Annotated in this window: 19 protein-coding genes and 1 pseudogene; 13 read left to right on the plus strand and 7 right to left on the minus strand. The window is 46.2% G+C overall.

Annotated elements, in window-relative coordinates; translation table 11 throughout:
* Positions 1 to 687 precede the first annotated feature (687 nt).
* A complete protein-coding gene (locus ACKU4E_RS04195; RefSeq protein WP_320169832.1) occupies positions 688 to 3438 on the plus strand; it encodes an autotransporter domain-containing protein in 2751 nt (916 codons plus the stop codon).
* 209 nt (positions 3439 to 3647) lie between these two features.
* On the opposite strand, the gene ACKU4E_RS04200 is transcribed toward ACKU4E_RS04195, so the two are convergent.
* Positions 3648 to 3749 carry a DUF4172 domain-containing protein gene (locus tag ACKU4E_RS04200; protein ID WP_407944106.1) on the minus strand — a complete coding sequence of 34 codons (102 nt, stop codon included), beginning with the start codon at positions 3747 to 3749 and terminating at the stop codon, positions 3648 to 3650.
* A 149-nt stretch (positions 3750 to 3898) separates the two neighbouring features.
* On the opposite strand from ACKU4E_RS04200, the gene ACKU4E_RS04205 reads away from it, so the two are divergent.
* The gene (locus tag ACKU4E_RS04205) at positions 3899 to 4183 is read left to right on the plus strand and encodes a type II toxin-antitoxin system RelE/ParE family toxin (RefSeq protein ID WP_320169833.1); all 285 of its coding nucleotides are present in this window, start codon (positions 3899 to 3901) and stop codon (positions 4181 to 4183) included.
* Positions 4184 to 4191: 8 nt separating this feature from the next.
* Entirely contained in the window at positions 4192 to 4503 is a 312-nt protein-coding gene (locus ACKU4E_RS04210) for a HigA family addiction module antitoxin (protein WP_320169834.1), read from the plus strand.
* A gap of 32 nt (positions 4504 to 4535) precedes the next feature.
* On the opposite strand, the pseudogene ACKU4E_RS04215 reads toward ACKU4E_RS04210, so the two are convergent.
* Positions 4536 to 4655: pseudogene (locus tag ACKU4E_RS04215) on the minus strand (hypothetical protein); the annotation flags it as partial.
* A gap of 295 nt (positions 4656 to 4950) precedes the next feature.
* Positions 4951 to 6930: a DUF2075 domain-containing protein gene (locus ACKU4E_RS04220; RefSeq protein WP_320169835.1), complete on the minus strand. Its 1980-nt coding sequence runs from the start codon at positions 6928 to 6930 to the stop codon at positions 4951 to 4953.
* A gap of 313 nt (positions 6931 to 7243) precedes the next feature.
* On the opposite strand from ACKU4E_RS04220, the gene ACKU4E_RS04225 reads away from it, so the two are divergent.
* The 4 genes from ACKU4E_RS04225 (at position 7244) to ACKU4E_RS04240 (ending at position 9458) form a co-directional block, all read left to right on the plus strand.
* Positions 7244 to 7525, plus strand: a complete 282-nt coding sequence (locus ACKU4E_RS04225; protein ID WP_320172614.1) for a peptidylprolyl isomerase — start codon at positions 7244 to 7246, stop codon at positions 7523 to 7525.
* 287 nt (positions 7526 to 7812) lie between these two features.
* On the plus strand, positions 7813 to 8613 hold the full coding sequence (gene thiM / locus ACKU4E_RS04230) for a hydroxyethylthiazole kinase (protein ID WP_320169836.1): 801 nt from the start codon (positions 7813 to 7815) through the stop codon (positions 8611 to 8613).
* 292 nt (positions 8614 to 8905) lie between these two features.
* Positions 8906 to 9139: a hypothetical protein gene (locus ACKU4E_RS04235; RefSeq protein ID WP_320169837.1), complete on the plus strand. Its 234-nt coding sequence runs from the start codon at positions 8906 to 8908 to the stop codon at positions 9137 to 9139.
* Positions 9117 to 9458, plus strand: coding sequence for a Fic/DOC family protein (locus ACKU4E_RS04240; RefSeq protein ID WP_407944107.1), 342 nt, complete (start codon positions 9117 to 9119; stop codon positions 9456 to 9458). Before ACKU4E_RS04235 ends, ACKU4E_RS04240 begins: the two co-directional genes overlap by 23 nt.
* Here the strand turns inward: ACKU4E_RS04240 and ACKU4E_RS04245 are convergent.
* From ACKU4E_RS04245 to hdcA, 3 genes are all read right to left on the minus strand, one after another.
* Positions 9445 to 10329 (minus strand): ROK family protein, encoded by an 885-nt coding sequence (locus ACKU4E_RS04245; protein ID WP_320169838.1) that lies wholly within the window; start codon positions 10327 to 10329, stop codon positions 9445 to 9447. The two genes, ACKU4E_RS04240 and ACKU4E_RS04245, sit on opposite strands and share 14 nt — an antisense overlap.
* Positions 10326 to 11600, minus strand: a complete 1275-nt coding sequence (locus ACKU4E_RS04250) for an MFS transporter (protein WP_320169839.1) — start codon at positions 11598 to 11600, stop codon at positions 10326 to 10328. Before ACKU4E_RS04250 ends, ACKU4E_RS04245 begins: the two co-directional genes overlap by 4 nt.
* Positions 11601 to 11903: 303 nt before the next feature.
* Positions 11904 to 12842 carry a histidine decarboxylase, pyruvoyl type gene (hdcA, locus tag ACKU4E_RS04255; RefSeq protein ID WP_320169840.1) on the minus strand — a complete coding sequence of 313 codons (939 nt, stop codon included), beginning with the start codon at positions 12840 to 12842 and terminating at the stop codon, positions 11904 to 11906.
* Between the two features lie 367 nt (positions 12843 to 13209).
* On the opposite strand from hdcA, the gene ACKU4E_RS04260 reads away from it, so the two are divergent.
* The 6 genes from ACKU4E_RS04260 (at position 13210) to ACKU4E_RS04285 (ending at position 17592) form a co-directional block, all read left to right on the plus strand.
* Positions 13210 to 13617 carry a PPC domain-containing DNA-binding protein gene (locus tag ACKU4E_RS04260; protein ID WP_320169841.1) on the plus strand — a complete coding sequence of 136 codons (408 nt, stop codon included), beginning with the start codon at positions 13210 to 13212 and terminating at the stop codon, positions 13615 to 13617.
* A gap of 13 nt (positions 13618 to 13630) precedes the next feature.
* A complete protein-coding gene (locus tag ACKU4E_RS04265; protein WP_320169842.1) occupies positions 13631 to 14224 on the plus strand; it encodes an ECF transporter S component in 594 nt (197 codons plus the stop codon).
* 13 nt (positions 14225 to 14237) lie between these two features.
* Positions 14238 to 15047, plus strand: a complete 810-nt coding sequence (locus ACKU4E_RS04270; RefSeq protein WP_320169843.1) for an energy-coupling factor transporter transmembrane component T — start codon at positions 14238 to 14240, stop codon at positions 15045 to 15047.
* Positions 15020 to 15865: an ABC transporter ATP-binding protein gene (locus ACKU4E_RS04275; RefSeq protein WP_320169844.1), complete on the plus strand. Its 846-nt coding sequence runs from the start codon at positions 15020 to 15022 to the stop codon at positions 15863 to 15865. The genes ACKU4E_RS04270 and ACKU4E_RS04275 overlap by 28 nt, the downstream gene beginning before the upstream one ends.
* On the plus strand, positions 15858 to 16685 hold the full coding sequence (locus ACKU4E_RS04280) for an ABC transporter ATP-binding protein (RefSeq protein ID WP_320169845.1): 828 nt from the start codon (positions 15858 to 15860) through the stop codon (positions 16683 to 16685). Before ACKU4E_RS04275 ends, ACKU4E_RS04280 begins: the two co-directional genes overlap by 8 nt.
* 265 nt (positions 16686 to 16950) lie before the next feature.
* The gene (locus tag ACKU4E_RS04285; RefSeq protein WP_320169846.1) at positions 16951 to 17592 is read left to right on the plus strand and encodes a peroxiredoxin; all 642 of its coding nucleotides are present in this window, start codon (positions 16951 to 16953) and stop codon (positions 17590 to 17592) included.
* Between the two features lie 217 nt (positions 17593 to 17809).
* Here ACKU4E_RS04285 and ACKU4E_RS04290 read toward each other — a convergent pair whose 3' ends face one another.
* Positions 17810 to 18082 carry a hypothetical protein gene (locus ACKU4E_RS04290; protein ID WP_320169847.1) on the minus strand — a complete coding sequence of 91 codons (273 nt, stop codon included), beginning with the start codon at positions 18080 to 18082 and terminating at the stop codon, positions 17810 to 17812.
* Positions 18083 to 18313: the final 231 nt, after the last annotated feature.

The raw sequence follows: 18313 nt of genomic DNA on the forward strand, positions 1-18313 counted from the left end.
TGCAAATAAAGTTAGTGCGATGTCTATATTGATTCTCAAGGAGAATAACTGTTTATGATTTTTTACATAAAAACAGTTTGTATTGGAAGGCTTACCAGCCGATTTAAAAATAAAATTTGAAATTATCTGAGTTGGTAGATGCGTAAAAATCAGATCATAGCCGCCCCCATCATGGTGCATGCGCAGGAGGAGATGCAGGAGATGGTGGACATCCGCGAGACACGAGCTGAGTACCATCGAAGCCGCTATAAAAGCAGAAGTTATTACTGAAATATCTCATATTTCCCAAGGGCGTGAGAATCCATCCGACAACAACCATGCACGGGGACGCAGCTTTATACATAGAGGATTAAGCCATGAACGAATTACAGCAGAGCTTATTGGATTTGATGAACCGGATAGAACGGGAGCAGGCATCGTCGGGGATGACAACTCTTACATTTCAGCCACAGGACTAATCGTGTCCGGTTAACAAAGTAAGCTCAAAACCATTTGTAAGCTATTTGGCGGACAGACATCTCCGCCATACCCCGTTATAGAAAATTTTTTTAATAAATATCCCTGTGTATTGTTATATTTTTCCAAAGAAGGTGATTCAGGTGCGGGCACACGTCGTCCTGTGCATGCTCAGAAAATTCCCCGGCCGCGCAGAATCACACCATGATTGAAGAATAGAAGAGAAAGAAAGTGAAGAAAATTTCCGGGTGCTGCCGGCTTAGGCATATTGCGTTCATTTTTATTTTTATGCTGGCTTTCGGCTCCCCTGCCGTTGCAATAGCAACGGACAGTCCGAGTTATGCCTTGCTGGTCCCGTCGGCAGAGACCATTAACCTTACGGGCGGAACGTATTCCGTGACGTCCTCTTCCTCCAATGCATACAGCCTTTATGCCAATTATGGTTATCCTGACTCCGACTCATTGCTCTCCATCGGTACTTTGGGGGCCGACACCACGGTAAGTGCCACGGCATCAGGTACTGACGCCTATTCCTGCGGCCTGTACGCCTCGGATATAAGCATAACCACATTGGCCGGAACAGTGAATGCGGCAGCCACAGATGCCAATCAGGCTTTCGGCCTGTACGCTACGGATGACGATGATGGTGCTTATGTATCTATCAACACCCTGTCTGGGACAATAACCGCAACGGGCACCAACGCCGGGGCTTCCGGCATATGGACCAACGGTGATAACGGAGTAGGTGTATTGGATATTACAACCCTGTCCGGAACAGTAAGCGCCACGGCATCCAACGGGAACGCCGTTGGCATACACTCCAACTTCGCAAATATCACGACCCTGTCCGGAACAGTGAGTGCCACGGCTTCCGGGACAGTTACGACGAGTCGATACATGTACAACAACGGAGTGGACTCAAGCGGCGGAGTATCTCTCTTTACCTATGAAAGCGGCGCTACAGCCTATGGCCTGGACTCGGATAACGGGAAAATAACAATTGGTTCATTGACCGGTACGATTAGCGCGACTTCAAGCGACGGTCCGGCCTACGGCATACGGATGTCGACTGGTGACATAAGCATCGGGACATTGTCCGGAAGCGTTACAGCCACGTCCTTGGGCGGTGAGTATAACACCGCAGACTCATATGCCTATACGCCCGGCAAAGCGCCCGCCTACGGACTTTATGCCGACAGCATCGGCATCGGAACGTTGTCCGGCTCGGTAAATGTTTCATCGGCCGACGGCACCGCCTATGGGCTGTACTCGACCGGCACACTCAACGGCGGCAGTACGGACACGGCGATGCGGATTTCCGGCACGGTGGAGGCAACAGGCGCAACCGGGGCATATGCCCTGTACGCCGACGGCGCGGCCAATTTGTATATCACGGGGACAATCAAGGCCACCGCAAGCAGCGGCACAGCCTATGCCATAAAAACCGGGAACAGCGACGACAAAGTGACTCTGAGTTCGGGAGCAAGCCTGACCGGCGAGGTCGATCTGGGGGCAGGGACCGATACATTAACACTGTTGGGTTCTGGCACAACCTCTTCACTCTTCAGCAACATTGAAAATCTGGAGGTGGGCGATGGAGAAACCTCCACAAACTGGATCTGGGGCTCAGGCTCCAGTGGTTCCGTCTTTAATTCCATTAATATCTATTCAGGCGCCGAACTGATCACAGACAGTAACACAAATCTGAGTACAACCAGTCTCACTGTGGCCTCCGGAGGAACACTGAGCATTGCGGCCTACGGGCAAAGCACGGCCGGCGTTACGGCTGCAACAGCGACTATTGACGGCACGCTTGAAGTAGATACTTCAGCCGAGTCAGTAGGCACGACCTCGCAGCTTCTTTCCGCCAGCACGTCACTTAGCACCACGTCCGTGGTTTCCGGCAACCCCAATTTCACGGTAACCCGCACGGACAGCGATGCCTCAGGCACAGTAACCGTATCCACCTCTTTTTCGCCCCATGATGACGAATCCTCTCTGGCCGCCACCGCCTCGCTGGCCTCGGCTCAGGCCTTTGCCAATGTGGCCCAGAGCCGCAACCTGACCATGCTGGCGGACAGCGGGCAGGACAGCGACAAAGAGATATTGGTCGCCTCCAGCGGTTCGCTGGCCGGGCTGCTTAACCCCCGCAAACCGGAAACAACCTGGGGAATGTACCTTCAGCCGGTATTCAGCCGAGGCTCCAGAGACGGCGATTCGAATAACGAAGGCTATGATTCCTATATGGGAGGGCTGGAAATAGGCGTGGACCGCAAATTCGGCGAGAACTGGGTGTTCGGTTTTATGGCCGGAATCGGCGCAGGCCGGATCGATTTCAGCGGGTCGAATTTTGTTTCCGACGATTACGAAGATCAGGAATTATACACAGCCGGATTGTACGGAGGATACAGGTTCATGGATTGGACCTTCAGCGATACGCTGAGCACAACCTACGCAACCCACGAATCCTACCGTAATGCAGGTCTGTCACAGACTGCCGAGGGAGATTACGACTCCATGCTGATCACGAATCAGCTTACGGCCATCTATCACTGGAGTCCGGCCGAGGGTTGGGAGATTGCACCGCGAATCGGACTGAACATAACCCATCTGCATCGGGACGGATTCAGCGAGACCGGTGCCACCAACGCGGTCTCCTACAAGGATCTGGACACAACATTTGCTGACGGAATTCTGGGCGTGCACGTCAAGTATGACATTCAGATGGATGACACCCTTATCACACCCTACGCGGGACTTGGAGTAATCCACTCACTGGGCAGCAACGACATCACCGTACTCCAGTATCTGGCCACCACCTCGGCACAGGTAACCACGGAAAATGACTCCAATCGTCTAGCTCCGGAACTGGGCGTGACTATCGGCCTAGGGGATGCCAGCTTCACCTTAAGCTATGCCGGGGAATTCGGCGAAACCACGAACAGCAATTCCATCTTCGGTATTTTGCGGATGGATTTCTAAAAACGCTGTGGCGTGCTTCTGGCGATCAGAGGGAAAGCTTTTTTATCATAAGCAAAGTTGAGTTTCGGATAGAAAAGAATAATAAAAATATCTTTAGAATCAAACTTTGACTTTCATATCTAATTGTAAAAAGAGTAAAAAACGGAGATCTGTACCCAGACCTCCGTTTTTTTATTGCAGGAACTACAGCCTGTATCAATCGTGTCCGGCTAACACAGTAAGCCCACTGTGGTATTGTCTGCCAGTTTGGAAATAAGCTTTTCAGCGTTCCATGAGAAGTTCGGCCAGTCTTGATGTTCGTGTATCCACATTGCTTTTGCCCTTGTTTGCGGTGAATGCAGGTGTTATTCACCGCAGGTTTTGCGGTGATTGTAGGTCTTATTTACCGCAAAAGCAAATTGAGGTGCAATTAAAAACATATGACGTTTGACATATCACCCTTGGCGTTATACTTTATAGCATGATCAAGTCATTCAAGAACCGCGAAACCGAAAAGCTCTTCAATCGTCAATTCTCGAAGATAATTCCCAATCAACTGGCAAGAGCTGCATACAAAAAACTGGTTCAAATTGATTCCGCATATGATTTAAATGATTTGAAAGTGCCTCCGGGCAATCGGCTGGAGCTTTTGAAAGGCGACAGGGCCGGACAGTACAGTATAAGGATTAATAATCAGTACCGAATCTGTTTTATATGGGAAGGCAGGCATGCCTCACAGGTGGATGTTACTGATTATCACAGTTAGGAGGAAAGATGGCAGACTTCAGTCCCGTACATCCCGGCGAAATTCTGCTTGAGGAATTCATGGAGCCTTTGGAAATCAGCCGCAACAAGCTGGCAAATGCCCTTTGCGTTCCGGCCCAGAGAGTCGGGCAGATTGTAAAGGGCCAGCGCAGTATCACTGTTGATAGCGCCATGCGTTTAGCAAAATTTTTCGGAACCACCCCGCAATACTGGCTGAACCTACAGCAGCGGTATGATCTTGAGATTGCCAAGGATGATAACTTGGCTGAGCGAATTGATCGGGAAGTGCGGACTTGTGAGGAAATGCGTTTTTGTGTTTGATTTTTAGGCAGTTGGATAAATTTTGACCGGGGTTATCTTTTGAGATGATCCCGGTTTTTATTTTTTACAGGTTCCGCTCCGCCCTGCCTATGCCGGACGTCTGTCAGTTTGGAAATCAGCTTTTCAGCGTTCCATGAAAAATTCAGCCAGTCTTGATGTTCGTGTAGGCGCTACAGGGGGGGGCTTTGGGCTTTGTTTGCGGTTAATATAGGTGGATTTATATTTCTACGAGTTTGATTTGAGATGAAAGGAAGCTTCTTCGCCAATAAAGACTTATATTTCCCTGGCCCAAGTAGCTGAATTTGTTTTTCAGGTGTGCATATGAACATGATATTAGTTTTGTTTTTAGTGTTAAAATATAAAACATTGAACGATGTACAAGTAGCTAAAGGAGAGCTGCCTTTTATGTATATTAATTTATTCTTTTTGTGACAACTCAGAAATTGGTTATTGAAATGCGTTAAGGATAGAAACTCCACATTCTAAAAGAAAATTATACATTGGATCAAAGAATTCAGGAAGTCGTGTTTCATCATCGACACTTCCCTCAGGAATGAAAATGACCATTCCTTGCCGTGCTCTGGTCAACAAAACCCTATACGCATTAAGAAGATATCGCCTACGTATTTCATCGTTTACATTTTGCCACCTGGTTCCACGAAAGTTTTTAAATTCCCAAGCGCCGTTTTTGATTCTTAAACTCGAATCCCAAGCGACACAGGTCCAATCTAATTCAAGACCTTGTATATCAAATTCTGTGGCTGCATCTTCCAAAAAAGCGGCCGAGCGAACATCATTTTTATTATTTAAAAACCATGTCTTAGGATCGATTTGCGATTTAACATGAATTCCGTAAGGCTTTAATCTATATGCCCCTGAGTAAGCAGTTATTCCTAGTCCTTCACTGCCACGCGCTTTTGATTTAAGCCAATTTTTGGCAGCCTCAAGATCCCGAGTCACTTTAAGTGGATAAACTTCTCTTAATTCTTTATTCAACTCCACAGCAGTCTTCAGATTTAGGTCTAATATAGCCTTTACAAACCCTGAAAGGCGCTCAGATCTAAAAGATCTAACTGAAACAGATAGATGTAAATCTTTCTTGATCGTAAGTTGTTCATCCGAAAGAGCTGAATAGATGTTGTTACCATTTGTATATTCAATCTCAGTCAGTTGATCAGAAGCATACACATCCCAATGAGGATACGAATCATGTATTGCAGTAAACCATTCGGGTAGCCCCGCCTCACCAGTATTTATCTCTTGTCCCCCGCCTATCAGGCAAATAATTGTTGCCCAGTCCTCATGCCTATCAAGTACACTTATTAAGAATTCTGGCTCAGACATTGAGAAGTCACGCATGTTTCTTTTTTTAGACATAAAAGAAGTCGCCTGCTCTTTAGTCCATGCTCTTTGAGCTTCATCAAAAACAGCCACTCGTTCGATTGGGGCTAGATCGCTTTGCAAATTATCATCTCGAAAGTGGTGTATATTTTGGATGAACGCTTTAGCTTTTCGACGGGCTTTACCCTTGGTGGTCTTTACGTCTGAGCATGATGCTACTTCATTTCTTGCAAGAGCTTCCTGCAAAACATCTACTAACGGTCCATTCCCGGACAGGAATACGGCATGTTCACCTTCGTCAACATTATGCCGTTCATTTGCAATATTAAGTCCGGCAAGAGTCTTACCTGCGCCAGGAACACCAGTGATAAAGCAAATTGATTTTCGCTTTTGAAGCTTAGAGTGGTCAATAATGGATGAAATTGTATTTGAAGTAGCGGCAAGATTTATAGCACCAGAATCTGATCTAGAAATTTCTTTTACGCTATGCCCTGTATAAAGGGCTTGGGCAGCTTCAATAATTGTAGGAGTGGGCCTATATACCGAATTTAGCCATACTTCAGAGTCTATTTGATTCTTACATGCAATTTTATTTAATATTTCTGATAAATATTCAGCAATGTTGTTCTTATTCGCCATAATGGGCTGATAAATAGCATCAGGATATTTATTAAGAACCAATTCCTCTCGTGGCGCTTCAGTTGAAACAACGACAGGAATAATCGCACAATTATGACTTTGCTCATGGAAATTTTTCAAATCAACCGAATAATCTAGTACCTGCTCTATTGCTGATTTCGTATATTTATTATCTCCAACCTTGAATTCCAGAGCAAAAACGATTCCACGATAGATAATAACTACATCTATACGTTTTCCCATTCGGGGAATCGCATACTCAAAAGCGATATAAGCCCCTGAAAAATTTTTTAGCTCACGTTGAAGTATCTCTATCTGAGCTATCCAAGCATTTTTTTGTAAATCTTCTAATGCAAATGAATGATTCTGAGTTAAGTCACCAAGGATTGAAGATGGTGAATCGAGAAGAAATTTATCAACTGGTTCAGAATAATAGGCTCTTATCACAAAATGCTCCTAAATTATTATTGTCATCAAAATAATTAATAGAACAACTTTATGCAAGATTACAAAATGTAAAAGTCCTATCTACCTCTCACTCAAGTGATATCACGGGTACTCCACCTATCATTCCCTCAATTCAACATACGCACGTTAGCTGAATTCGCGGGCCGGATTGATCTTGGAAGCTAAAAATTCAGCATTTAACCTTGCAGTCCTTGCGTATTCATGCAAGGTCATTTTTTGTGACGCATTAAATCGCAATGGCAAGACAACATGGTTAATTGAATTTTATATTAAAACTTATAGGAGCACGTACATGGCAAAAGCATCTGCACGTCATCTTTTGGTTAGTGATGAACAGACCTGTCTGGACCTGAAAAAACAAATTCAGGACGGCGCAGACTTTGGTGAACTGGCAAAAAAATACTCCAGTTGTCCTTCCGGTCAACGCGGTGGCGAACTCGGTGAGTTCCGCCCCGGCCAGATGGTTCCGGAATTTGATACAGTTGTGTTCAATGAAGCCGTTGGCGAAGTTCATGGACCCGTAAAAACACAATTCGGTTACCACCTGCTGATCATCGATAGCCGCGAAGACTAAACAACTCTTCACCGCTGTAATAAATAAAGCCCCGACTAAGTCTGGGCTTTTTTTTTTTGAGTTACGCACATCGCATTTACCCTTGTATGTGATGATTGAAAGAGATGTTTACGGTGGGCCTTTTTTTTCTGTTTTCGCGGTTATATCTTTTATTTTCGCTATTTTTTTGTGCGACAGTTGCGGCCTTATCTCGATAAATATCCGACTGGACCACAACGGGCCTTCAGAGTAAAAGCACGAAGACATTGATGAATAGTAGCAGAAAACGAGCATATGGGAGCTGCAATATGACTATATTAAATCGGGCCTGGAATGTTGTTGAACGGATTCGCTCCAAAGCACCGCTTGTACACAGTATCACCAACTATGTGGTTATGAATAATACGGCCAATGGACTGCTGGCTATCGGTGCATCCCCCATCATGGCGCATGCGCAGGAGGAGATGCAGGAGATGGTGGGCATCTCCAACAGCCTTGTGCTGAATATCGGTACGCTGAGTGCTCCGTGGATTTCCAGCATGCTTGTTGCCGGAAAGGCCGCAAAGGCGGCATCCAAGCCGGTTGTTTTTGATCCGGTAGGCGTGGGCGCAAGCTCGTTCCGGACGCAAACCTGTACGAAAATTCTTCAGGAAGTCGGGCCTACAATTATTCGCGCTAATCCCTCCGAGATTATGGCTCTGGCCGGTGCGGACGGACAGACCAAAGGCGTGGACTCCATGCACGAGACACAGACGGCAGAGGAAGCTGCTAAATATCTTGCAGAGCACTTCGATTGTGTTGTGGCCGTAAGCGGAGAACGGGATATGGTGGTTTCCGCCACAGAGGCAGTGTGGTTGCGAGGCGGCAGTCCGCTAATGCCCAAAGTTACCGGCATGGGCTGCACCGCTAGCGCTATTTGCGGTGCCTGCGCTGCTGTGACCGAGTCCGCGTTTGATGCAGGCGTGGCGGGCATGATTATCATGAATGCTGCAGGCGGGATTGCTGCCGCCAAGGCTGTAGGTCCTGGCAGTTTTCAGATGCATTTTCTTGATGCTTTGTACTCGCTGGATAAAGAGGGTTTGATGTCGCATTGTATGGTAGAGGAATAATGCGCCAGCGGTCTCATTTATATGTTCAAAGCTCTGGTTAACGATTTTATCAGGTAACGTGCCCTGCCGGTGCCGAACGTCTGGCTGTTTGGATATGAGTTTTTCGGCGTTCCATGAGAGGGTCGGTCTGTCTTGATGTTCGTGTAGGAGCAGTGCTTTTGGGGTTGTTTGCGGTGAATGAGGTGGTTATTCGCCGCATGATTTGCGGTGATTGTAAAAAAATAAGGTAGTATTAATTCATCTCCAGACTGAAAATCTTGCATTTTATACAGCGAAATCATACAATTTAAATATGAGCACATTAAGCCCCAAACTTGGAAAAATCGCACGTCCTAAAACGAAACAAGATAAACTGATGCGTCAATTTCGCTTTGCGCGTAAATCTTTTGAAATAGAAGGTATTCATTTATCAGATGAAGTATCCAAAATTTTTGAAGACTGCATTAAATCCGGTTGCTCACCGGAGCAGCTTCATGAACAGTTACAAATACATTTAGCTGAATATGATAACTCGTTACGCAAATAACGATCCTTACACATACCCCGACAGTGCAACTCTGATCAATTTAAAGGGAATCCGTGACGAGAAAAAGCTTGATTCATATGAAGGCCTTTGCGGTATTAAACGAATTCTTGAAGGGCTTCCCGTTGGAAATTTTGACTATTCGCACCTAAAAGCAATTCACCACCATATTTTCCAAGACGTTTATGAATGGGCCGGACAGGAACGCAATGTTCCGATAAGCAAAGGATCAAGCCAATTCGCAACACCTGCATTTATTAACAACCTAGCCACAGACCTCCTCAATAAACTGGTTCAGGAAAAGGCTCTTACCTCCCCTTAACCCAATGGCAATTATGAAAAACAGCAGCAGCGCCGAGAATCGGGGCATCTCCTCCTAATCGCGAATATTCAATGACCAGATTTTTCAGTGATGTGGGGAAGGTGAATGTTTCGATGGCAGCCCTCATTGCAGGATCGAAATAATCTCTTGCCTCCGCAATGGAGCCGCCGAGGATAAAGTTTCCGGGGTCAACGGCATACATGATTATTTTTATGGCCTGACCCAAGTGTTCTCCAAATTGGCGATAGGATTGCAGCGCAGCCGGGTCATTTCTTTGCGCTTTTACGAATATGCTCGGGCCGTCGTCTTTGAAATTGTTTTTAAAAAACTGCCCACTGGCATAGTCTTCAAGTTTGCCGTCAAGATAAGGTATCTCCCCGAATTCCCCGGACCCGCAGTTGGCATCGGCCAGCAGTGTTCCCCGGTTGATCAGCCCCGTGCCGATGCCGGTTCCGAGTGTTATTCCGGCGAAATTCTCATAATTTTTCCCTAGCCCGTAGAGTTTCTCACCCATGGCAAAGCAATTGGCGTCGTTATCCATGACAACCGGCACCTGAAAATGCGCTTCCAGAATATCTTTGAGGTGTATCTCCTTCCAGGATTTTATGTTCTGGACATCGTAGATGATTCCATTTTCTCGATCGAGCATGCTTGGAATACCGATTCCGATACCGGACACTTCTCCTGAAAAAACAGCGGCAATTGTGTCTTTAACGACTTCAACAACTGCGTCGGCATCGTATTCGCTGGATTCCGGAATCAGGTTGGAAGCCGCAGATACAATCGCCCCGCCTGCGACCAGTCCTGCTTTAACCTTTGTTCCTCCGAGATCAACACCGATAACTGCGCTGTTATAGTTTTTGTGGCTCATGAGGATTTCCTTTTCATTTTAAAAAGTTCGGAAGCACTGATTGTCTTGTTGTTGATCAGAGGGCGAGCGGTCATGGAGATGTAGAGCAGGTAAAGGATAGTCAGATAAACAAAACACATGCCATATCTCAGGCCGGTGTAGTGTCCAAGGGTACCTACTATCAGTGGCACAATGGCTCCTCCGATAATTCCGGTACAGAAAATTCCTGAAATTGATCCGTGATGGGAATCAAGGGAATTCATGCCCAGTGAAAATACGCTGCCGTACATTACCGATGTCAGAAAACCGCAAACAGGAAATGCTAAAATGGAGATGGTGCGCGGGCAGAATAATGCCGCGCTCAGGGCTGCAAGTTGCAGGATCAAAAATGATTTTAGCACGGTTCGGACGTCAACTAGCCGTAATAAAACAATGCCGATAAAGCTGCCTATACATTGCAGAGCCCAGAAGAAAGCAACGACCCTTGCTCCGGTAGTGTTGGGATCAACACCGTGGTAGTCCTGTAAAAACTGGGTAATCCAGACGCTGATGCCCTGCTCCATGCCAACGTAAGCAAAGATTCCGAAAAAATAGATCAATACTGTTTCATTTTGCAAAAGCCGGGCAATCGTTTTTGTCCCGTCGAGTTTTTCTTCTGCATTGAGCACAATGCGCGGAAAACGGAACAGCGCAATGAAAATAACCATGCCGCACATGACGGCTGCATTGAGCCAGTAAATGGAAACCCATTCCAGATTCGGTGGAATGAGTTTTGTCATGGTTGTGAGAAAGAAATCGTCATTGCCGCTGTACGGCAGGTTCTGCACAAGATAGGAAAAAACAAAGGGACTTAAAAACGAAGCGGCCCCAAAGAAAACCTGGGTCAGGACGGAAAGGAAGGAATAATTTTCTTCGCCGCCGCAGGTTCTAAGCAATGGCCAGAAGGCAACCTGCAACATAGCGACAGACGCCCCGATGACAAACAGGCTGATCAGATAGGTCAGGTAATTTGCATTTGAACAGAATATAAGGGCTCCACAGATTCCCAGAGTAAAGGCGGATAAAATGGTAAATTTGCTGCCGCGGCTTTCAAGCAGATATCCGGCAGGTATTGAAACCAGATAGGCAATAAAAAAGGCAAAGGGCAGCACCCCGGATTGGGTCAGGGTCAGGTGCATGTCTTTGGTCGCATTCGGCATTATGGGGCCAAGGATATTGGTCACAAACGAAATGACAAAAAAACCGAACATGATCATCCAGACAATGGTTTGGTTGCTGTAGCGGGAGGTCATTTGGGCTCCTTTTTTATTGCGGCTGTCGGGCTGCATGTCCCATGTCTTCATTTAACTCAGAAGAAACCATTTTTAAATATGGCTGAAAAATTACGTATTATTTTTATTACAGTTACTTTGCCGCAATTCTATCTGTTGCCACGCTGACAAAACAATTCGGCAACATGTTTAAGATGTGCGTTTTGTATACACGTTAAGTATTCTGTGAATCAACACGTTGCTTTGGCTTCCCGGGAATAAAAATAAAACTGCCCCCGAAAAAATATCGAGGGCAGTTGGAGAAGCTGTGAAATTAATTATTGCTTACTTGAATTTCATGGATTTTTTCCATTCCTTCAAACTCATTTTTTCCAGAGCCATAAAGCCCCCTGCAGGCAGGGCTTTGCGGGCTAGAGTCACGTATGGTGCTACTGTTAATGCAGTCCCTACATATCCGGGCTTCATTATGACATAAGCATAGGCCATATAGGTGCGGTCATAAACAACACTTTGGTTTTCACCGCAATCAACAATGGATTTGGCCACATTTTTCTGGTGCTCATCCAGAAAGTGCTTCAAATCCTTTTCGTTATTATTTCTGGTCCACAGGCCTGCATCCTCAATAAAAAGGCTGGGGGCCGCAGTTCGGTCTTTTGCCAAAGAAATGCACAAGTAGCTCCAGACGCCGTAAGCCTGCCCTTTTTCCGGGGACGGGGAGCCTTTTAACGGTCTATACGCGGTAACATCTTTATGGGCGCAGATAACATGGCTGCCCGGAGCAGGCGGAAAATGCCGATCCTGTGCGGTTCCGAACAAAGCCTTGCCCGCTTCAATCAGCGGTGCGGCATCGTATACCGGCAAAGGGGTTCCGTCATACTGGGTGAGGGTAAACATCGGCTTCTGGGTGTTGTTTTCAACTTCTTCGGCTACAGCCAGATCCAATCCCCAGATGCTGCCCATTATACCATTAAAGGACGAGGCGGTGAGCATATTGATCCCGCCGATATAGGCATCGGTGGTCTCGGCCCGGTCGTATGCAATAATGCCGTCTATGAGCAGGTCGTCGGATTTGTCCACGGTTCCTGTGGAGACCTTCAAGACGTTCACATAACCAATCCCCTGAGCACCGGGCATGCCGTATCCGTCACAATAATCCTCGAACGGCGAAACTGCTGTTTTGTCAAAGACCTGCTGCTCGGCAAATGCGTTCGAAAAAACAAGAACCAGAATCAATCCTGAAAATAGAATAATTTTACGCCACATACAGTCCTCACATGATTTATTATGTTGATTGCGGAAAATGAATTTCCAACATTCTGCTTTCGCTTTCTTCAATTTCTTCCATTTTAAGCCGTATTGTGTCTGCTGCGTTATAACATTTATTGCCCGTTCATACCTAGCATTATTCCAAATGAAAAACAGTACTAAAATTAAATAATAACCGGAAAGTATAAAAAATTTATTTAATCGCTCTTTTCACTGCAACGCTTCACAATCAATAGATATTATCTATTTGTTCACCCTGAAGAACATGATGTATCCAATCTATTAAGTATTTTATGGGGCTTAAGTATGCATCTCATAAAGCAAAGTTCCTGAATCTTAATTCTTTGGAAAGTAAAGAGAGATTATGTTGAATACAATTTCGATCAGACTGCATCCAGGCCAGGATTTACTTTCTGAACTTGATAGGATTGTTGAAATAGAAAATATAGAAGCAGCCTGCATATTAACCTGCGTTGGAAGCCTCACAAAAGCTAACTTACGTTTTGCAAATCAGAATCAGCCTACAGAAATGAACGGTTTTTTTGAAATCGTCTCCCTGACAGGAGTCATGTCCAGACATGGGTCCCATTATCACATCGCCATTGCCGATGGAAAAGGTCAAACTTTCGGTGCACACCTTCTTGAAGGCTGCAAAATATATACAACCGCTGAAATTGTAATCGGGGTTTGTTCCGGAACCCGGTTTTTGCGGACGTTTGATCCGCAAACCGGATATCCTGAGCTTGAAATAGAAACCGTAACCAAGGATTAGGGGGGGCACTAGAATGGGATTTTCAGAAAGCATTAAAAAGGAATTTTCCACATTCACAGTCGTTTTGATTGCTGTAGCCATTGTCATGAACATTGCGGTAGGACAGCTTGTTTCTCTACTCAAGATTCCTGTGTTTCTGGATTCAATAGGCACGGTACTGGTCGCAATTCTTGCCGGACCTGTTGCGGGCGGCCTTACAGGGCTGCTTACAAACCTCATCTGGGGAATGGTTACATCTCCTGTGGCAGCAGCATTCTCTCCCGTAGCCATGATCATCGGTATTGTCGCAGGGGTGTGCGCCCGGTACGGACTTTTCAGGAATCTGTGGATGGCACTTCTCAGCGGCGTGATTATTACTGTTTTTGTTTCCATTGTTGCCGTGCCCATCCGTCTTTACATGTTCGGCGGAATTACCGGCAGCGGTGCAGACTTTCTTACCGCCTACATGCTTGCGCTGGGCAAAGACCTTTTCGGATCTGTTATCGTAACCGTATTTACCTCCAACCTTATAGACAAGGTTGTCACAGCCGGCCTTGCCTGGGCAATTGTCAAATCCCTCCCTGCTAAAACAGCAAATCGTCTGAGAAGTTCTGAAGCTGTCGGTTAAAAAACCAGCCTTGATGCAAAAAGAAAATCCTACTCTGTTTATAGAGGGAGATTCGTGGATTTACGGACTATCGCCCTTCAGCAAGCTGGCATACATTCTGCTAAACGGGGCGATAGTCTATCTGGCCGGGTTGGGATGGCAACTGATTACCTGCTATCTGCTGATCAACCTGGCCATGGCTGCCTTTTTCAAGCTGCTGCTCCCGATTTGGAAAGTCCTGTGGCGGACAATGCTGCCGTTGGCGCTTTTCATGATTCCCATCCACGGTTTTCTGTATCCCGGCAATCAGACCCCGCTTGCCACGTATGAATTCTTGACCGTTTATCAGGAAGGACTGCTGTATGCCGTGCATATTCTGCTGCAGCTTTCAGTTGTGCTGGTTTCCTCACTTTTTTTTGTATTCAGCACTCATCCTGCTGATTTTATCGCCGCCACGACGCAGGCGGGCTGGCCCCCTACTCTGGCCTATCTGCTTGGAAGCCCCCTTCTGATGCTGCCTGCCATGCGAGCCAGAGCAGCCATGATTCAAGCTGCCCAGCGCGCCAGAGGGCTTGATTCCGAAGGAAATATCTTTCAGAGGATTAAAGGGATCAAGCCGCTTCTGGCCCCATTTGTACTAGGCTCGATAATCGAGATTGAACAGCGGGCGGTAGCCCTTGAAGTGCGCGGTTTCAACTCTTGTTCAACCGTTTCCACACTGAGAGATGTGCCTGATTCAAAAACGGAAAAAACATTTCGCAGGATGATCATTGTTTTTGTTATTATTTTAATAAGTTACCGGATAATTATTAAGCTATGCCCGCAATTAGACTTGATGATGTGACTTTTTACTATTCAGGGACAGAACAATGCTCCCTGAAGAATGTCTGTCTTGAAATTGATCAAGGTGAATTTGTTGCTGTTATCGGCGCAAACAATTCCGGCAAATCAAGTCTCTGCTATGCCCTGACAGGTGTCATTCCGCATCTTTATCATGGGAAACTGCACGGTGATATTTATCTGACCGGTAAAAGCACCAAATCCATGAGCGTAGATGAAATTTCACGAAGTGCCGGACTGGTGATGCAGATTCCCCAGAATCAACTTTCCGGGGTCCGCTATACCGTGTTTGAAGAAGTAGCCTTCAGCCTCGAAAATCGGGGGATACCGCGAGATTCAATCAAAAAACGGGTAGCGGAAACTCTGGAACTTACAGGCCTTACAAACCTTGCCGAGAGATGCCCGCAGCACCTTTCCGGAGGACAGCAGCAGAAGGTCGTACTGGCCGCAGTTCTTGCCAATGACCCGGATATACTTATTCTGGATGAACCGACAACATTTCTTGACCCTCAGGGGACCAATCAGGTCTTTGAGATACTGAGTCAACTCAAGTCTCGCGGGAAATCAATAGTTATTGCGGAACAGAATCTGGAACTTATTGCCCTGTATGCCGACCGGGTCGTCACTCTTCATAACGGCGAAATCGTTTTGGACGGTCCGCCTTCACAAGTGCTTACGGATCACAGATTAAATGAGCTCGGCCTGGACTTGCTGCGTTACACCAAAGTTGCCGAACAGGCTGCTCAAAACAATATGTGGAACAAATCAATGGCACCGGCCGTTACTTTTTCACAAACAGTCCGGGGGCTTGAAGTTGGTTAATACAGACACTCCGTTTATAATCAAAGTAGATGATATAAGTTTTGATTATGGGAACTCCGTAAACGCTCTGCAGGATATTTCGCTGGAAATAAAACAGGGGGAACAGGTTGCGCTTGTCGGGCACAACGGCTCTGGAAAAAGCACATTGGCAAAGCATTTAAACGGGTTGCTGAAGCAGACATCCGGTAGTGTGCTGATTAACGGAGAGTCTACAGAAATAAAACGGACTGCCCAACTTGCCGGAACAGTCGCCCTGCTCTTTCAAAATCCCGATGATCAGATCTGCAAACGAACCGTCCGGGATGAGGTTGCCTTCGGTCCGCGCAACCTTGGGTATTCGAAAGATAGAATTCAGGAACTTGTGTATAACGCGCTGTCCGATTTCGACCTTCTTTCCTTTGAGGAATTCAATCCCCATGATCTCGGATACAGCCAGCGCAAAAGGCTGGCTCTTGCTTCGGTTTGCGCCATGGACACTCCGGTCATTATTATGGATGAACCGACAGCAGGTCTTGATCCGCATGAGGTCAGCATTTTGAAATCTGTCATGGACAAGCTGAAAGCCATGGACAGAACTGTCATTGTCATAAGTCACGATATGGATTTTTTAGCAGAGACTGCAGCAAGAGCCGTCTGTCTCAACGAAGGAAAAAAGATCTACGACGGGTGTATCTTAGACTTTTTTTCGAGACAGACCATGCTTGAAGATTGTGGATTGTTATGTCCTCAGATTGCCCGTCTTTGTGCCTATTTTAATCTCCGTCCTCAAAGATATACCCCTGATGATTTTATTACTGAACTTGAAAAGACCAGACGGTAACCATCCACACATTTTGTTTAATCCGGCAGTACAGCCGCTCTGGGCTGAACGGCCTGTCTCATTTCGCTGAGATTGATTCCGCAAAAAAGATGTTGCCCTTCCGTTGTTTTTTTCAAATGGGGTTGAAATTCATTCTTATTCAATGTAATTAATCATTATCAAGACTGTCTCCACTTTAGAGGTCTATTGGAGCCTGTTTTTGAGAGTCGTAACTATTATTGATTAGATAGCCAACCAACTTAAACCTAGCCTCAAGGAGGACTTAATGGAAAACGGAATCCCATTGTTGGGAGATGCATTTCCTGAAATGGAAGTAGTGACCACGCAGGGAACACTTACCCTCCCAAATGACATGAAAGGCAAATGGTTTGTCCTTTTTTCCCACCCGGCAGATTATACTCCGGTCTGCACAACTGAATTTGTGGCCTTCCAGAAAAGGGCCAGTCAGTTCAGGGAAATGAATTGCGAGTTGATAGGTCTTTCCATCGATCAGGTCTTCTCACACATAAAATGGATCGACTGGATCAAGGACAATCTGGACGTTGAAATAGACTTTCCCGTGATCGCCGATGACATGGGTAAAGTTGCCGCCAAGCTCGGCATGGTCCACCCAGGGAAAGGGACCAATACCGTCAGAGCCGTATTTATTGTCGACGACAAAGGGAAGCTGAGAATCATGTTTTATTACCCGCAGGAGCTGGGTAGAAACATGGATGAAATCCTCAGGGCGGTTAAGGGAATGCAGACTTCGGACAAGGAAGGCGTCGCAATCCCGGCAGGATGGCCGTCCAATGAACTGATCGGTGATTCCGTGATCATTCCTCCGGCCAACAATGTTGAAAAGGCCAAGGAACGTAAAGGAGCCGACGATTGCTTCGACTGGTGGTTCTGCCACAAGAAATTATAGGCTTAAACCAGATTACAAGAGCCTCCGGATTAGATAATTCGGAGGCTCAGACTTTTGATAACGCACCTTCTGCTGTGATGATGCGAAAAAGCATGAAACTTGCGCAGTTCTCTCCACGCTTGGTTCCATGCTTTTTTACGTCTTACATCCTGCTCATTCTCAACTGTCCGGCCTTGATGACAGGATAGTTGAAAAATGAACCTTTCCAGACAGAATCTTATTGTGCCGGAGGTGCCATCCTGCCGTCAGGCGGAGAATCCGGTCTCAAAACAAGCCTGTCTCCTTCCTGTTCACATGTGCCGGTAATTGTGTCGCCGTTCGGCGTGGTCATCTGAGCGGAATCTCCGACCTGTTTTCCATCACAGGCTGTGTAGGCTTCCGGCGGGGGACCGGGACGATCTCCGTGCTGATCATCCATCATGCCCGGTTGAGCCAGCGCGGCTGAGGCGCCGAGAACAATAAGGCATATGAGCAGAATAATTTTCTTCATGAGTATTCTCCTTAAGTTAACGGATAAGATTAAGCAGAATATCATCATTTGAAACAAAGTATATGATGCTCAAATTAAGAAGAATATACACATCTAATGGTTTGGGTCGAAAATCAGTTTATTGGAAATTTTGTGTAAAACAAGTGAAAGCCGGGAAATGCACAGGGTGTGGAGGTCTAGATTAATTAGTCTTTAAAAATTATTGCTGCCGGGTAAAACAAACCCTCTGCC

Origin of the sequence: Maridesulfovibrio sp. (genome assembly GCF_963677005.1) — a bacterium.
In the GTDB taxonomy this organism is placed as follows: Bacteria; Desulfobacterota; Desulfovibrionia; order Desulfovibrionales; family Desulfovibrionaceae; genus Maridesulfovibrio.